The sequence below is a fragment of the Pantoea sp. FN0307 genome, from assembly GCF_050113815.1.
Classification (GTDB): Bacteria; Pseudomonadota; Gammaproteobacteria; order Enterobacterales; family Enterobacteriaceae; genus Mixta; species Mixta alhagi.
The window spans coordinates 47,290-61,611 of sequence record NZ_JBNJSO010000007.1 but is presented as its reverse complement, the minus strand read 5'-3'; the positions used below and the strand labels follow the sequence as shown (position 1 = coordinate 61,611).

Genomic DNA, 14,322 nt, shown 5'->3' with positions numbered 1-14,322 from the left:
GGTGTTTTGCGCGACGGGAGCGTCACGAGCGCGAACCAGTAAAACTTGACGCGCTGTTGGGAGTGCATTGAGAGTAATCGCGCAGTCGCTTAGTGTCGTGCTGCAATTCATGTCCTGCGTCAGCTATTTTGCCGCCCCTGATACAGTATTTCTGCCTGGTTCATCTTTTCCTGACATTCCCGTGCCTGGCGGATGATGAAGGTCAGTACCGACATCTGCATATTGAACACGATGCGATCCCGCTCGATTTCCAGCAAGGCATCTCTGGCACGTTGCAGGATTTTTGGATCGCCAATCAGGTTGCAGAATGCCGGGGTGCCAGATTTATTGTTCTGCTGGTTCCGCCAGCGCAGGAAGTTTGCGCCGGACGGGGCTGGGCCGATGGTGAATATCAGCGGAAGCTGGCGCACGGGGTAGCGTCTGGCGCTCTGGATTAGACGCTGCATCAATGGCTCCATCATCTCGCGCACGCTTCGGGAGTTGCTCTCGAGCAGCTCCAGCTCCTTCTTACTCTTAAAAGGCTTTAAAAGGCCTTTTAGCGAGGAGACGTAAGCCAGCATTTTATAGTCTTCATCAGCCAGCGACTGATAGCCGGTTATGGGGTTATTCATCATCGGCAGCTCTGGGATTTTCGGTCTTACCAGGCAATGGTGATGAAAACGATGAGCGCAGCTTGCCGCTCAGTATCGCTTCCGGCAGCGGGCCTAAACGTTCAATGACGGCTCTGGCCTGCGGTGTATCGTCGATAAAGTCCTGACGAGTCAGCCCGGAACCGTGATACTTCTGCGCCAGACCAAAGGCGCTACGAATAACCGTTGCGCCATTATTTAACCGGTTGTGCATTTCCCTGCGGGAGATGACGGCGATATGTGAGGCCAGCAGAAGCTGGCGTGCGAGCGGTCGAAGTCGGTCAGCAGATAAACACCCTGATAGGCCAGCGGGGCGTTGATAAACAGCGGAAAGCGAGCAGGCTGAATATTGAAGCAGGTTTCAATATCGATGCCTTCTGGCAATTCGCTGAACATGGCTTTCGCCTGATCCAGCATCACTTGCATCAGCTTACGCGATTGCACCAGTTTCTCTTCCATGCGCAGCATCCACAGATCGGCGTAAGGATCGTTATGTTCTGCGGCAATGCGCATCTGGTTGAGGATTTCGATAAAGCGCGGCATTCCGATGATTGGCGCAGGGCCGTTTTCGGTCGCCCGTCGCCCGGTCCACAGTCGGGTGGCATTATGGGTGTGAAGCTGAATAATATGGATCGCACTACGCAAGGGTCCCATGTTGAAGGTGTAGTCCGACATATGTGTTTCCTGTTGCAGATGGGTGTCAGCGCAGAGTGATGGCATGAGGGATTGTGAGCAATGGGAAAACGCATACGCATACGGGAAGATTGCTGGGAGAGAGATTAATAACGTTATACTCGGTTAGATAATATTTTTAAGTTTGTAAGGACTTCTCTCTTATTAATTGATGTCGAGGATTAGTTATCCCTGTAACTTTGTTTTTTAATTATATACTTTCAATTTTTATATCTATAAATTAATGTCATTCTGGCGCTGAATTATCAACGCCAGAGAGGCTATGCTCTAATGCTAAAATTCTTAGTGCTGGTTATATTAGCAAGTATACCTTCATTTTTTTCATATTCAATTGCTAGCTTTTGCATCTCTTCATTCCAATATGAAGCATCATTAACAATAAAAAGGCGATCCCTGCGTGATGATTGTATATTCGGCAAGCATGCGCCAAAAATTATTTTCATATCTCTAAACTTGGATTGTGCAACAAGTAAATATTTACTGAGTTGAGAAAATAATATATTTATAACAATATCATCAGAGACATCTTCTGGTATCTCAGGGTAAATTAACCATAAGTATAACAATCCCGGAAAATCATTGGATTCGACAATGTTAGCCCAAAAGAATCCAGGATCTTCTTGTGCGACTTCAATTAATGGCATTGAAATAAGTTGACGTCCAAGTCTTGATTCAGAGGCTAATAATCTGAAAGCCCTCTCGTGGTAATTAATTGATTCATGTTGACCAATGATTAAACTTTGGTTTTCATATTCGGTATGAATGTGATCTATCAAATTATCTATAGTATAGGAGTTTTTTCGAGTTTCTTGTCTTATTCTTTGATTTTCATCGCTATTATATTGTTCCCAAAGGCCTGGGCCGATATGATAAATGTCATCTGCTGTACGAAATAGTTCATATGGCATATGGAACGGAGCATTACCTGGCTGGCTAAGCATCCAGGCTGCCAATAGCTCTTCTTCGCCATATATTTTAATGTGCTTATCTGAAGTTGTAAGTAAGTTTTCCCTAGCTTGAATGTAATCAATGAAATCTCTGGTTGTATCTAAACATGTAAATATTTTATCTAGACTGCTATCATTGAATATATGGACGAATTTTCTTGTGGGTATACCTATGGTAAATAAAGTGTCTTTTCCGGTACATGCTGTATCAATATTTAATCCATAGCGACCGTATTTTCTATAGCATGCGTCAGAGCAACCATTTGCGATAGCAATTAAATGAATGCATATTTCATCCGAATGTGGTAATTCCATTGAGAATGGCTCTGTTGCTTGAGCATCAGTATATAGATTGTCGGGATATGAGTTTATATGTTTATATGCACCATTTAGCTGTTTTATGCTGCTTTCGATAGCACTTTTATACCATCTATTCCATGCGATTTTTTCGTCAATTTCAATATTATAATTAATAAGTTTATCTGACATGATGATTACATCATTGCCAAAGACGACCATTACATCGCAAAATTCCTTTCCTTTCTTATAGAAAATATTACTGTGAGACCACATTGACAGAAATGTTTTCTTTGTGAAGTTAAGCAACCTCTCTTCTGATTCATTAACGGGCATATCTTTTAACCTCAGTTCTAAATATTATATAGTGTGAAGTTTTATCTTCACTTGATTTTTTAGTAAATGATGATTTTTATACTTTTCTTGTGGTTTTAATTTTCATAAAAGCATTGTACTTATTTTTATAATGCAAGCAGTTAAGTTTTTCTGTATTTTTCGTTAGTGGCATCTGTATGATCACTTTATTACCCATAAGTCAGTGAATACTTAAATCTAATGTACATATATAATAGAATCATTATTTTCATGTTTTATAGTCATTTGCTTTTATAGCCTTTATTTTAAATCAAAGCAATACTATGGTTATTAATATTTCATTCATTGTTACCAAGCATGTCTAACTAAAAACTCTGTGGAATAATACTGCTCTCTTGGCTAGCCAGTGATATTGTCGTTTTATCTATTGATTTGTGATGGATTGATAGGTATTCATGTGATGCCAATGGCATCACCCTTTTACCTATTGATTGGTGTTGGATTGATAGGTATTGATGTGATTTCACTGGCATCAAAGCTTATTTTGCCTTTTATCTCTACATAAAGGGCACGTAAAATTCTCTTTTATGTAGAGATAAAAAACTCCCTTATTTGTCACTCTTAGCCTAACCATCTAGCGTTAGAATTAATTCACACCTTTTCTTCAAGTTATTCGCGCGAAAAACTTGAATTGGGGAGTTTAACAATTTCCCTTTTCAGCTCGGTGATTGAGTAGATTTCATTAGGTTAAGTCGTCTTTTTTACAGTCTATAGGGTGTATTGGTTAAAAACAGCTTATAGGCTGTAAAACGTTCTAGAAAATGGTGAATGCCTTATGAATACTGTTTATCCGTGAAGACCATAAATCAGTTACGCCCTCTTCTGATTGGCTTTCGTAAAGTAAATGGACTGACCTAAAAGGATATTGCAGAGAGGCTTGGCGTAACACAGCAAACCTATGCTCGATTGGAGGCGAACCCAGGTAGCGCCAGTATTGAGCGGTTGTTCAAAGTGTTTAGTGTGTTGGGCGTTGAAATAGAACTTTCTTCTCCATTGGTTTCATCAGCCATAAATTCATATAAGTTAACTGAGAAATATAGAGATTCTCTAGCCAGACGAGAAAAGTGGTGATGATGTCTATGTGATAGTCTATGGTGAAAACCTTAGAACATGTCGATAAAATTCATTTTTTTAAACGTGTTGCCGGAATATGCTTATGGCATCGACACGTTCTTATTATATGTCGATGAAATTTGCTTTTTTAAACATGTCTTCTGGATATGTTTACCGCATCGACACATTCCAGCCATATGTCGATAAAGCCTTATTTTTTAAACATGTTGCCGGAATATGCTTATGGCATCGACACGTTCTTACTATGTGTCGATGAAATTCGCTTTTTTAAACATGTCTTCTGGATATGTTTACCGCATCGACACATTCCAGCCATATGTCGATAAAGCCTTATTTTTAAACATGTTGCCGGGATATGCTTATGGCATCGACACTTTCTGGCTATGTGTCGATGAAATTTGCTTTTTTAAACATGTTGTCTGGATGTGTTTACCGCGTCGACATGTTCCAGTGATATGTCGATAAAACATGACTTTTTAAACATGATGACGTGACATGTCGATGACAACGACATATTATGGCTATATGTCGATTAAAACGGTTTTTATAAACATATGAACTGGAATGCAGAAACCCCTTACAACGATTTGCCAATACTGCCGCCTGACCTGGAGCGCATTGAAACACGCAGCGTACTTAAAGCATGCATAAGTGCGCGCGCAGCAATCGCTGAGTTGAAAACTGCTGGTGAGTTGATCCCTGACCAAGGGTTGCTGATAAACATTCTCCCGATGCTGGAAGCGAAGGACTCATCGCGCATAGAGAATATCGTAACTACCAGCGATCAACTCTTTCAGTATGCTGACCGCGCAGATGGCGCAGATCCGGCTACTAAAGAAGCGCTGCGCTATCGTACAGCGCTCTATGATGGCTATACCCAGCTTGAGGACTATCCACTCTGTACAAACACAGCGGTAGCTATCTGTACTAAATTACGTGCAGTTCAAACTGATATCAGGAAAACTCCGGGCACGGTATTGCGTGATCAGAATAATAACGTGGTATATACGCCGCCGGTGGGTGAAGACGCCATTCGTGAGCTACTGGCGAACTGGGAGCGGTTTATACACGGTGATGATGATTTAGATCCATTGGTTAAAATGGCTATTGCGCACTATCAGTTTGAGTGCATTCACCCGTTCCCGGATGGGAACGGGAGAACGGGCCGTATCTTGAATATTCTATATCTGATCCAGAGCGAATTGCTTTCGCTACCAATCCTGTATTTATCCCGCTTTATCTTGGAGAGACGCGATGATTACTACACGCTCCTTCGTAGGGTGACAGAAGAGGGTGACTGGGAATCGTGGATATTATTTATGCTGGAGGCTGTGGAGAGTACGTCCCGATGGACTACTGATAAGATATCGATTGTGCGAGCATTAATGGCTGAAACCACAGAGTATGTACGCGAGAAGCTACCGAAAATCTACACCCATGAACTTGTCCAGGCGCTTTTTGCACAACCATATTGTCGGATCGATAACCTTGTCGAACATGGGGTGGCCAAGCGCCAGACGGCATCGACATACCTCAAGCAGTTGGTCGAAATTGGTGTGTTGGAGGAAATGAGCGTTGGCCGTGAAAAGCTGTATATCAATACTAGGTTGCTACAGGAGTTGAATCAGTAGTGAATAGGCCCAGAAAACAAAAGCGTGGACAAATGGTGATGCCACTGGCATCACTTTTTCTCCAAACACTGCGCCCGAATCTCCGCAACCAACTTACTGATATCCCGCTTTTGACGCGGCCTTGCCGGTATGTCTGGCTCTGAAACTACAGGCGGCACAAATTCCGGTATCGCCGCTTTGCCGCGCCGATACTGATTAAACTCACCGTCCTGCGCTTTGCGCAGCGTTGCCAGCAGATAGGCGAGCGGGTTTTGTATGCCGCCACGGGCAACGCGTTGAGCTGCATCATCGAGCACTTCCTGGCGCAGTGGGGGCGGCAGGTTCTGCATGGCCTGTAAAACAAGCTGTTTTTCAGGATGGGTTAACGGAATTTCCGGCGGCCAGTTCGGAGGTGAATCGTTCGCGCGCGCGGTAGTACTATTACACAGATCTGTAGGTACAGTACGTACAAAAGCTTGGTCCTGATTTGAGACTAAGCCGTCAGGCCCCGGTTCCCGGCTTAGTCTCGATTCGGTACTCGGGGAAATTTTGCCTGGTACCGTATTGAGACCGGATGTTTCTGGCTTAGTCTCCTCAGGAGACTGGCGCTGCTGCCATCGGGCGCGTTCTTCTAGCAACTCTATACGCGAGGATAGATAGCGCAGACTGGTGTCCTGGCGAATGTCGTACAAAATGCCTTGCGCAGTGGCGCGTATGGCCTTGTTTTCATGTCGCGAGCACTGCTCCAGCAAATGAAGATAGCTGGCATCAAAGCGTACAGCATCCAGTACGCTCAGCGGTTCATCGTGCAGGGCATAGATATTCCCGAGGATACGACCGGAAACCCGATCTCGCGCCTTATGGCACAGACTGAGCCAGCGTGTCAGGCGCAGCATCAGTAATGCCCGGCTGACGGTACTGCGCGAGGCTTTTTCATCCTGCGGGCGGTTAGAGAGCTGCACCTGCAATTCACTGTAAGAGGGGAACACCGCGCCGCCGTTGTCCTGCGCCTGCATTCGTATCACCTGCCAGGCAAATTTATCTCTGGGCGATAACAGCGGATCCTGCAACAGGCGACGAGGAACCGTGTCATGTTGATTGCCCATAAACAGCAGGCTATCGGAAGCGGTTGCCGGATCCTTCTGCATCCGTTGCTGGAGTTTGTCGCCGGTCATAGTGATAAGCGCCTGGATATACGGTGTCATGATCTTCCCCTCGGTCACTCAGATTTTTTCCCACTGCCGGATCAGATTCCAGACCAAGGTCAGTGGGAGCGAACGTTCCTGCGCCAGCAGCATCATGGCTTCCAGTGCCGGTATGGAGTCGATGTTATCGACTTTGAGCTCCTGCCAACGGTTCCAGAGCGCGGCTTCCTCTTCTTCGCCGGGAACCTGGTTGCGCCCCTGACGAACGTGGATCCCCATCAGCCGACGGCGGGCACTGATTTCAGCAGTCGATATCCCGAAGTAGTGGCTGATTAACGCTATTGAACCGCCAAGCTGTACCGCCTGGCCGACCAGTTGCTGAAATTTTTGTTCCTGCCGCACCTGAACCAGCATTTTGCGTAGCACGTCATGGTTGATGGTGATTTTCAGGAACTGAGCTGAGGTGTTGCCCATGTGCATCAGTTCCTCAAAGGTCAGGGCGTTAAGTTCGTTCAGCTCCTCACGGTCAAAGCCCAGCGCTTCGCAATAGCGCACATTGCCGTCCTTCAGGGCTTGTATCACCTGTGACAAAACGGCCTGATTAATCGTCGGCAGCATGTTGTGCCTCCTGCTGTAATTCTTTGATCCGGCGGACAATACGGATCAGCCGGAATGCTTTAATAAGAAATTCATCGCTGAAGAAGAAGCCGTCTGCATCACGTTGAAAAAAGAGCCCAGGCGTCAGTGCAGAGGCCAGATCTTCCGTTAGTGGGATCTCGTTGAGCGCCGCCAGCAGCGCCCAACAGGCGCGTGACTGTGGCCGGGTGAACATGGATGATCTGATGCGAATGGCATCACATGAAAGCCAATGCCATTTACATCGGCATCTGAAATTATCCGGTCGTCAATGGCGTAATGCTCAGCCAAATCCCACGCCAGGCGATCGCTAACAGATCGTAAGGACTCCGTGGTATCCCACAGTTGTGGGATGCGCCAGATATCCGTCACGGGTTCGGTCCCTTCACATAAGAGCGAGGGTGCTTCTTCTGGTTCAGGCAGAGGAGCGGGCGTGCCAACTTCTTCTTCCTCTGTTTCAGGTTTACGCCTGCGCGTTACCTGGCGTGGTTCGGGTTCTTCCGGTGGAATATAGGGCGGTGGTTCAGGCGTGGGGCCGAGCACGGCCTGACGCTTTTGCTCAGAGGGATCGACGTCCAGCAACAGCAGGTTGTAGTCAACGTTCAGCTCCTGACTCATCAGCCCCAGCAGCTCATCCTGCACCCGCTCGATAGCGAAGTCTTCAGGCTGGTCGTTGAACAGTGACAGCGCAGAGGAAAAAAGATCGTCAAAGGAACCGACGTCTTCGGCGGCATGACGCTGCCAGAGATGTAATGATGCTGCCCGCAATGACAGCAGTTTTTCCACCTGCGAGCGACCCATCCCCGCGTACAGCACCTCGGGGATACAGGGCAGCAGGTATTCTAGAGCCTGTTCCATCCGGCTGATATGTGACTGGTTGATCGGATAGCCGTCGTTCTTCAGATGCTCTGCTAGCTCTCGTTGCGAAAGCTGACACCCTTCCACCTGCTGGTACAGCTCCCGCGCCTTGTTGATCCCCAGTGCCCGCTCGATGAAGCTGAGTTTGCCGTGCATATCGTTTTCCGCCAGATGGCCGATCAGGCAGCGCAGTTCGCCCAGCATGGGTTGAGCGGATGTACCGGCCCACGGCTTGTACAGACACTGAATGCGCCAGAACCGCTCGTCATGCGTTCGCGCCACAGTTCGTTGAGGATCGACAGGCGGGTATTGCCACCGTTGGCGATGATGAACCACTCCTGATCGGGACGACGGGTGATCGGCGGCGGCGTGTCCAGCCCGCGACGACGGATCGATTCCTTGATGTCGTCATAGCTGGGGTTACGCATCAGTCGCGGATTGAGATCGTAAGGGCGAAGCTGCTCCAGCGTGACGATCATCGAGGTTTCCATCAGCGGATCGGCAAATCGCTCATCAGGCGATCTTCCACGATCAAAATTGCCCTGTAGCAGGCGGGACTGGAGTTCTGTCGAAGTCAGCTTGTTGTTCATGACCCGACTCCTTGCTGGCTGAGCGATTCGAAGCGGGTTTGATCGCTGATAAATCGGGTTTGCACCGTGCCTATCGGGCCGTTGCGCTGTTTGCTGACAATGACTTCAGCGATACCCCGATCCAGCGTGTTGGGATCGTACAATTCGTCGCGGTAGAGGAATAAGATGACATCCGCATCCTGCTCGATAGAGCCGGAATCGCGCAGATCAGCATTGCAGGGGCGCTTGTTAAGGCGTGACTCCAGCGCCCGGTTAAGCTGCGACAGCGCCAGCACCGGGCAATTTAATTCCTTCGCCAGCGCTTTCAGCGAGCGGGAGATCGTCGAGATCTCCTGATTGCGGTTCTCCGCGCCGCCGCTGCGCATCAGTTGCAGATAATCAACCACGATCAGCGAAGGAGGCCCGTACTGGCGCAGCGATCGTCTGGCCCGACTGCGTAAAATAGATGTGGTGAGGATCCCAGAATCGTCGAGCAGCAGGCGATCTTTCCAATCGTTCATCAGGATACTGGCGCTGACGCCAATTTGTTTCCAGTCGTCATCAGCGAGATCGCCGCTACGCAGCCGGGTTTGCGAGACGCGGCCAATCAGAGAAACCAGCCGCAGCAGTAGCTGTTCCGATGACATTTCCATGCTGTAGATTTGCACCTGCTGAGCAGGGCGCAGCATTAGCGCGTTCACACATAGCGTCAGGGCGAAGGCGGTTTTGCCGACGGAGGGACGAGCAGCGGCGATAATCAGATCGGCAGGCTGGAAGCCGCAGGTCAGGGCATCGAGTTGTTCCAGTCCGGACGGTGTGCCGCTGAGGCTACCGCGTTCTGCCTCATAGCGCTGAGCGATGCCTGCCAGCACGTTATCAAAGCAGGTGTTGATATCTGTCAGGCCACCATCCTGATGCGACTGCGCAATGGCAAACAGCTTTTGCTCCGCGAAGGTCAGTACGTCAGCTACATTACTTCGCGGCTGGCTTGCCATATCGCTCAGTTCATTGCCCAGTAACAGAAGCTGGCGCAACTCACCATAGCTGGCAATGTATTGCGCGTAGGGAATGATATTGGCGGTGCTGGGCGTGTTTTTGGAAAGCTCCGCCAGGTAGGCGAAGCCGCCCACCTGCTCAAGCTGCTCCTGCTGTTCCAGCGATTCGCTCAGGGTAATCAGGTCGATGGGGTTTCCCTGTTCGACCAGGGTTTGCATATGGCTATAGATAGTGCGGTGTGCCGAGATAAAGGAGTCCTGCGCGGAGATCTGTGTGGCGACGTCATCCCAGCGATCGTTATCCAGCATCAGTCCACCAAGTACCGATTGTTCCGCCTCGACGGAGTGGGGTGGTTGTGGCCGTTTGCGCTTACTCATCCCGATTACCCTCCTGACAGGCCAGAAAAGCCTCCCACAGCCGTGTCTGTTGATGCGGCGGCAGCAGTAATAGCGGTAAATCACTGGAGTAGAGCGGCTTATTGTTGGACCAGCCGATTTCAAATAACGGCCAGTCTCTGGGGGACGTCAGTGAACCGGACGTATCCCGTAGCTCGTTCTCATCCTCCAGGTTGAAGCAGTCCACTTTTTCCGGTGGGATATGCCAGAGCAGCGACATTAATACCGGCAGCGTTTCCCGCGCTTCTTCACGATCAGCGGCTTCAAAGAACACGATCACTTCATCGTCTTTCTCGAAGGGATACTGGGCGTAATAAGAGCAAAATGCCCGCCAGATTTTCCGTTTCATGCGATGCCCTCCACCGGTTGATGGGGCAGGGCGAGAACCTGTGGGAACAATTCTTCGGCCAGCATCCGCATAGTTTCAGCGGAACAGGGCGTTGCCCGGCCTCTGGCGCGAGAGGCATCCAGCCGATGTACCGGCATTCCCAGCGATGCCGCCCGGCGATAGGCCACACTGGCGTAAACCGGCGTCATCAGTATCTCGGTGGGCACCAGTAGTTCCTGCTCTTTCTGTTTGTGCTGGAGAACCTGAAGCAGGTTGTGGTGGATTTCGCGGGCGTCGTTGGTGTGGTCGAGTTTGTTGATCACCGCCTTCAGCGGCGGTAGCGGGATGCCGTAGCGGGTGAAGGGCTGGAGATCCCGGTACATTTGCAGCGTGCCGCGCAGAAACTCGCGTGCGGAGAGCATTTCCGGTAGAACCGGGGAGATAATGAGATCGCTGGCTAGCAGCACCATTTCCAGCGCGATAGTGCGTGCGCCAATGGTATCGATCAGAATGACGTCATAGCCGGTTATCTGGCGTACTAGATGGCGCAGGCGGATCACGCCGTCGGGCGCAGCCTGAAGCAGGCTCATCAGCTCGCCGCGCGGATCGTTGGAGATGATGATATCCAGTCCGGGAATGGAGGTGTGTGAGATGATGATCGCTGGATCCAGCTCGTTCTGCGCGATAAGCTCGTAGATGCCACCTGGAGCTTCGTTATCAAGAGGGTAATAGCTGCTGAGCGTCGGCTGGCGGATATCGGCATCAATCATCAGGACTTTCAACCCCTGATCGGCCAGGTAGCCGCTGAGGTTAGCCGTATCGGTAGTTTTCACCACGCCACCTTTGGTGGAAAGGATGGCGGCAATTAGTGTAGGTAAACTGTGTGCATCTGCGTTTTTCATAACCAGTGCCTTTTTCGTTGTCTGAAAAGGGCTTCACTGTAAAACGCTGATTTGTTAGTAGGTTAAGTTACCTGATCGCTTTGATTCAAAATCAACCGTAGAAATACGTGCCGGTTCGAGTCCGGCCTTCGCACCAAATGATGCAACTAAGTCGCCCAGGGGCGGCTTTTTTTGTGTCTGAAATCCAGTATCCGCAAGGTTTTACCGCTTTTTCACCCAGCCTAAGTCAACCTGATTCAATCTACATCAACTTACTGATGCATACCCGCAGTGAAAGATATGCTTCATTTTTCACTAATGGTTCTCTATATAGTTAATTGATTTTAAAGAGTATTAATTGACGTTGTAGAATGTGAAGGCTTTTAGCTAAAATCCTTTTTATTTCGTTTTAAAGAAACTTTCAGACCCTAACAATCTGAGGAAGATCATTATGGATGATGGTGGAATGAGAATTGTAATGTCGCCTGTACAGCTGGCGGCCGTTCTTTCTGACAAGACAGTAACTGAAGCCGAGACTCTAAGTAACAGACTGCCTGGTGGATTAGGCGTTTTGCCTGGCGGCTTGAGATGGCCGGAGCAGTAACGCTATGTATAGCGCCAGAACCGACAGGTCTTACTAAAGCGGGATGTGTGGTCGTCGGTGCTCATAGCCTGGATAGTGTACATGCCGCATCTCAGCAGATGATATCAGGAAGGGATACGCATTCAGCTACATATCGAGTGCAGCCCGACAGCTAGGGGCTGATGAAGATACAGCATTAAAAATAGGTATGACGACGAGGCGGTCATACTCTGGCAAATCATGTTGGCAAAACAGACAGTGAACTGTTGGCTCGATTTGAACAAAATAAACGCCTCACAATGTCGTCAACATTTAAAAATTTAGATGTTGCTGAGAACGTTATTTCACGAGCGCTTTATATTAACCGGGATGGCATCAAATCTGCGCTGGCTGGCAGTAAGCACGGTGTACGTCTTACTATTAACTATCCTGCCGGGCGGGAAATAGGCTATGGATACGAGCGTGGAAATACTCAGCGAATCAGTATGCATGCTGTCCGTATCGTCATTGATATTCAGGAATATAACGGAAAGCCTTACTATATCCTTACTGCCTTTCCAACCCCATAGGTGAATTATGCAAAACTTCCATCACCTCGATCAGTTGATTCAGGGATATTTTAATCAGGATTACGACATCATTAATGACGATGAGGACACGGTTGAAGGTATCACCGGATTATTCATAAAGGTTGCTCCGGAATGGATGTTGAAAGAGCTGACAGAAGAAGTTGATGATTTTATAGATTGCTACAAAGACCATTTGGATGAGGAGTTTAAAAATCGATATGGCCAGGATTTCTTACCGGAGCTTTGGGAAACGACAGCTTATGATTTCTTGATGACGGTGCGCAGACTGGCGCTTAGCCGCATGTAAGACTCTTCCATTTCACTTACGCTCATAAAAAATATGGGGGTATAAATAGGGGAGAGATTGTTCTTTGTTTTCTTTCAATAAGTTATGGTATTGATCGCGTGCGGCCTTAGCACCAAATGATGCAATCAAGTCACCCAGGGGCTGTAAATAGACCCGTTTTAGTTCCATGCACTTTTTGAGGTCCCGGCCAGATAATGGTGTTGCCGGTATTCCTCCGGTGTCATATTGTTCAGCGATTCATGCGGGCGTTCACAGTTATATTCTGATAACCATTTTTCCGTGATTTCCCGCACTTCATTCAGGGTTCTGAACAGATAAAAGTCGATACGGTATGTCCGGTTAAAGCGCTCAATGAAAGCGTTATGCGTCGGCTTACCTGGCTGGATAAATTCCAGTTTTACTGCATGTTTTTCTGCCCATTCAGCCAGTGCCAGAGAGATACATTCCGGCCTCTTATCCATGCGAATCATAGCCGGATATTCCCGGTTGGCTGCGATCCTGTCGAGTACATAAACCACTCGTGGGGCTGGCAGATTCAGATCGATTTCAATCGACAACGCCTCACGGTTAAAGTCATCAACGACATTAAACGTGCGATGATCTGATGCTCAGTAAAACGAGCTTTACGCATAGCGATCTCCTTCGTTGGCAGAGTGAGTATGCCGGAAGATCTCTAAATGTGAATGGTACGATTATGCGGAATACTTACACATCCTCACAACAGAGAGCATTAAACGGCTAAAGTTTACTTACGTTAATAATCTGGGTGCTTTCGCTGGACGCTGGATACCTATACTTGGGATAGGTTTTATAATGAATGATGTGACTCAAATCGCATGGAAAACGACCCATAGCTATAACCTGATTGCAAAGAAAGGGGACAAACTATGGTAAAAGATACGACAGAAAGCGCTGTTTTGGAGTGGTATGACAATAACTATAATTCTAAGCCTCTTTTCTCAAGAGAAAAGCCTGAGTTAACGCTTGAAACCAGCCTCTCGACAGGAAAATATCCCTGGGCCAGGGAAACAGGTGATGAAATTATGAAGGATTATTTTGAACGTTTTAACGTTGATAATAGCGAATTCGACTTCATTGCATATTGGCCTTATGAAAAAGGCTTGCTGCCTAACTTCTTAAGACCTAAATCTCATAAAGTCCCCAATGTTGAACCAAAGCCTCTGACGCTTCGTATGCTCATTGAATCAGCAAAAGCTGGTCGTTGGCTTTTCAGCTAATCAGTTTGACAACATCTCCCTGTCGGAAAGCACATTCTTCGGTTAGGTTCCGTTCATCGGATCCTAACCTATAACCCGAAAAGTTTGCTAAAAGAGTATTTTTCAATCGCATAGAGCATCTGGCAGCAGACGATCGCTTAAAAAAATCAGGGGCACAAAAGGGGGCATTTAATAATTTGTTTATTATAATTT

General features: G+C 47.9%; 11 protein-coding genes, 1 tRNA gene and 5 pseudogenes. 7 read left to right on the top strand and 10 right to left on the bottom strand.

Features of this window, described 5'->3' with window-relative positions; genetic code table 11:
• Nucleotides 1-119: 119 nt before the first annotated feature.
• From ACQE3Z_RS17630 to ACQE3Z_RS17620, 3 genes and pseudogenes are all read right to left on the bottom strand, one after another.
• A complete protein-coding gene (locus tag ACQE3Z_RS17630; RefSeq protein WP_426974797.1) occupies nt 120-614 on the bottom strand; it encodes a DUF3158 family protein in 495 nt (164 codons plus the stop codon).
• A pseudogene (locus tag ACQE3Z_RS17625) lies at nt 604-1,304 on the bottom strand (PFL_4669 family integrating conjugative element protein). Before ACQE3Z_RS17625 ends, ACQE3Z_RS17630 begins: the two are co-directional and overlap by 11 nt.
• Nucleotides 1,305-1,582: 278 nt before the next feature.
• A complete protein-coding gene (locus ACQE3Z_RS17620; RefSeq protein ID WP_426974796.1) occupies nt 1,583-2,902 on the bottom strand; it encodes a hypothetical protein in 1,320 nt (439 codons plus the stop codon).
• Nucleotides 2,903-3,716: 814 nt separating this feature from the next.
• On the opposite strand from ACQE3Z_RS17620, the pseudogene ACQE3Z_RS17615 reads away from it, so the two are divergent.
• Nucleotides 3,717-4,012, top strand: a pseudogene (locus ACQE3Z_RS17615) (helix-turn-helix transcriptional regulator).
• Between the two features lie 557 nt (nt 4,013-4,569).
• A complete protein-coding gene (fic, locus tag ACQE3Z_RS17610) occupies nt 4,570-5,646 on the top strand; it encodes a protein adenylyltransferase Fic (protein WP_426974795.1) in 1,077 nt (358 codons plus the stop codon).
• 50 nt (nt 5,647-5,696) lie between these two features.
• Here fic and ACQE3Z_RS17605 read toward each other — a convergent pair whose 3' ends face one another.
• From ACQE3Z_RS17605 to ACQE3Z_RS17580, 6 genes and pseudogenes are all read right to left on the bottom strand, one after another.
• A complete protein-coding gene (locus ACQE3Z_RS17605) occupies nt 5,697-6,830 on the bottom strand; it encodes an STY4528 family pathogenicity island replication protein (protein WP_426974794.1) in 1,134 nt (377 codons plus the stop codon).
• An 18-nt stretch (nt 6,831-6,848) separates the two neighbouring features.
• Nucleotides 6,849-7,388, bottom strand: a complete 540-nt coding sequence (locus ACQE3Z_RS17600; protein ID WP_426974793.1) for a DUF2857 domain-containing protein — start codon at nt 7,386-7,388, stop codon at nt 6,849-6,851.
• A pseudogene (locus ACQE3Z_RS17595) lies at nt 7,372-8,854 on the bottom strand (ParB family protein). The gene ACQE3Z_RS17600 and the pseudogene ACQE3Z_RS17595 overlap by 17 nt, the downstream one beginning before the upstream one ends.
• Nucleotides 8,851-10,206 (bottom strand): replicative DNA helicase, encoded by a 1,356-nt coding sequence (dnaB, locus tag ACQE3Z_RS17590; protein WP_426974792.1) that lies wholly within the window; start codon nt 10,204-10,206, stop codon nt 8,851-8,853. Before dnaB ends, ACQE3Z_RS17595 begins: the two are co-directional and overlap by 4 nt.
• Nucleotides 10,199-10,573, bottom strand: a complete 375-nt coding sequence (locus tag ACQE3Z_RS17585; protein WP_426974791.1) for a hypothetical protein — start codon at nt 10,571-10,573, stop codon at nt 10,199-10,201. The genes dnaB and ACQE3Z_RS17585 overlap by 8 nt, the downstream gene beginning before the upstream one ends.
• Nucleotides 10,570-11,454, bottom strand: a complete 885-nt coding sequence (locus ACQE3Z_RS17580; RefSeq protein ID WP_426974790.1) for a ParA family protein — start codon at nt 11,452-11,454, stop codon at nt 10,570-10,572. The genes ACQE3Z_RS17585 and ACQE3Z_RS17580 overlap by 4 nt, the downstream gene beginning before the upstream one ends.
• Before the next feature lie 45 nt (nt 11,455-11,499).
• On the opposite strand from ACQE3Z_RS17580, the gene ACQE3Z_RS17575 reads away from it, so the two are divergent.
• The 3 genes from ACQE3Z_RS17575 (at nt 11,500) to ACQE3Z_RS17565 (ending at nt 12,892) form a co-directional block, all read left to right on the top strand.
• A tRNA-OTHER gene (locus tag ACQE3Z_RS17575) sits at nt 11,500-11,590 on the top strand.
• Between the two features lie 692 nt (nt 11,591-12,282).
• On the top strand, nt 12,283-12,585 hold the full coding sequence (locus tag ACQE3Z_RS17570) for an RNase A-like domain-containing protein (protein ID WP_426974789.1): 303 nt from the start codon (nt 12,283-12,285) through the stop codon (nt 12,583-12,585).
• A 7-nt stretch (nt 12,586-12,592) separates the two neighbouring features.
• A complete protein-coding gene (locus ACQE3Z_RS17565; protein WP_426974788.1) occupies nt 12,593-12,892 on the top strand; it encodes a contact-dependent growth inhibition system immunity protein in 300 nt (99 codons plus the stop codon).
• Between the two features lie 158 nt (nt 12,893-13,050).
• On the opposite strand, the pseudogene ACQE3Z_RS17560 reads toward ACQE3Z_RS17565, so the two are convergent.
• Nucleotides 13,051-13,488 (bottom strand): annotated as a pseudogene (locus ACQE3Z_RS17560) (integrase core domain-containing protein); the annotation flags it as partial.
• A gap of 118 nt (nt 13,489-13,606) precedes the next feature.
• Here ACQE3Z_RS17560 and ACQE3Z_RS17555 point away from each other — a divergent pair.
• Both ACQE3Z_RS17555 and ACQE3Z_RS17550 read left to right on the top strand, forming a co-directional pair.
• A pseudogene (locus tag ACQE3Z_RS17555) lies at nt 13,607-13,786 on the top strand (STM2901 family protein); the annotation flags it as partial.
• Nucleotides 13,780-14,130, top strand: a complete 351-nt coding sequence (locus tag ACQE3Z_RS17550) for a DUF1493 family protein (protein WP_426974787.1) — start codon at nt 13,780-13,782, stop codon at nt 14,128-14,130. The pseudogene ACQE3Z_RS17555 and the gene ACQE3Z_RS17550, both read left to right, overlap by 7 nt.
• Nucleotides 14,131-14,322 lie beyond the last annotated feature (192 nt).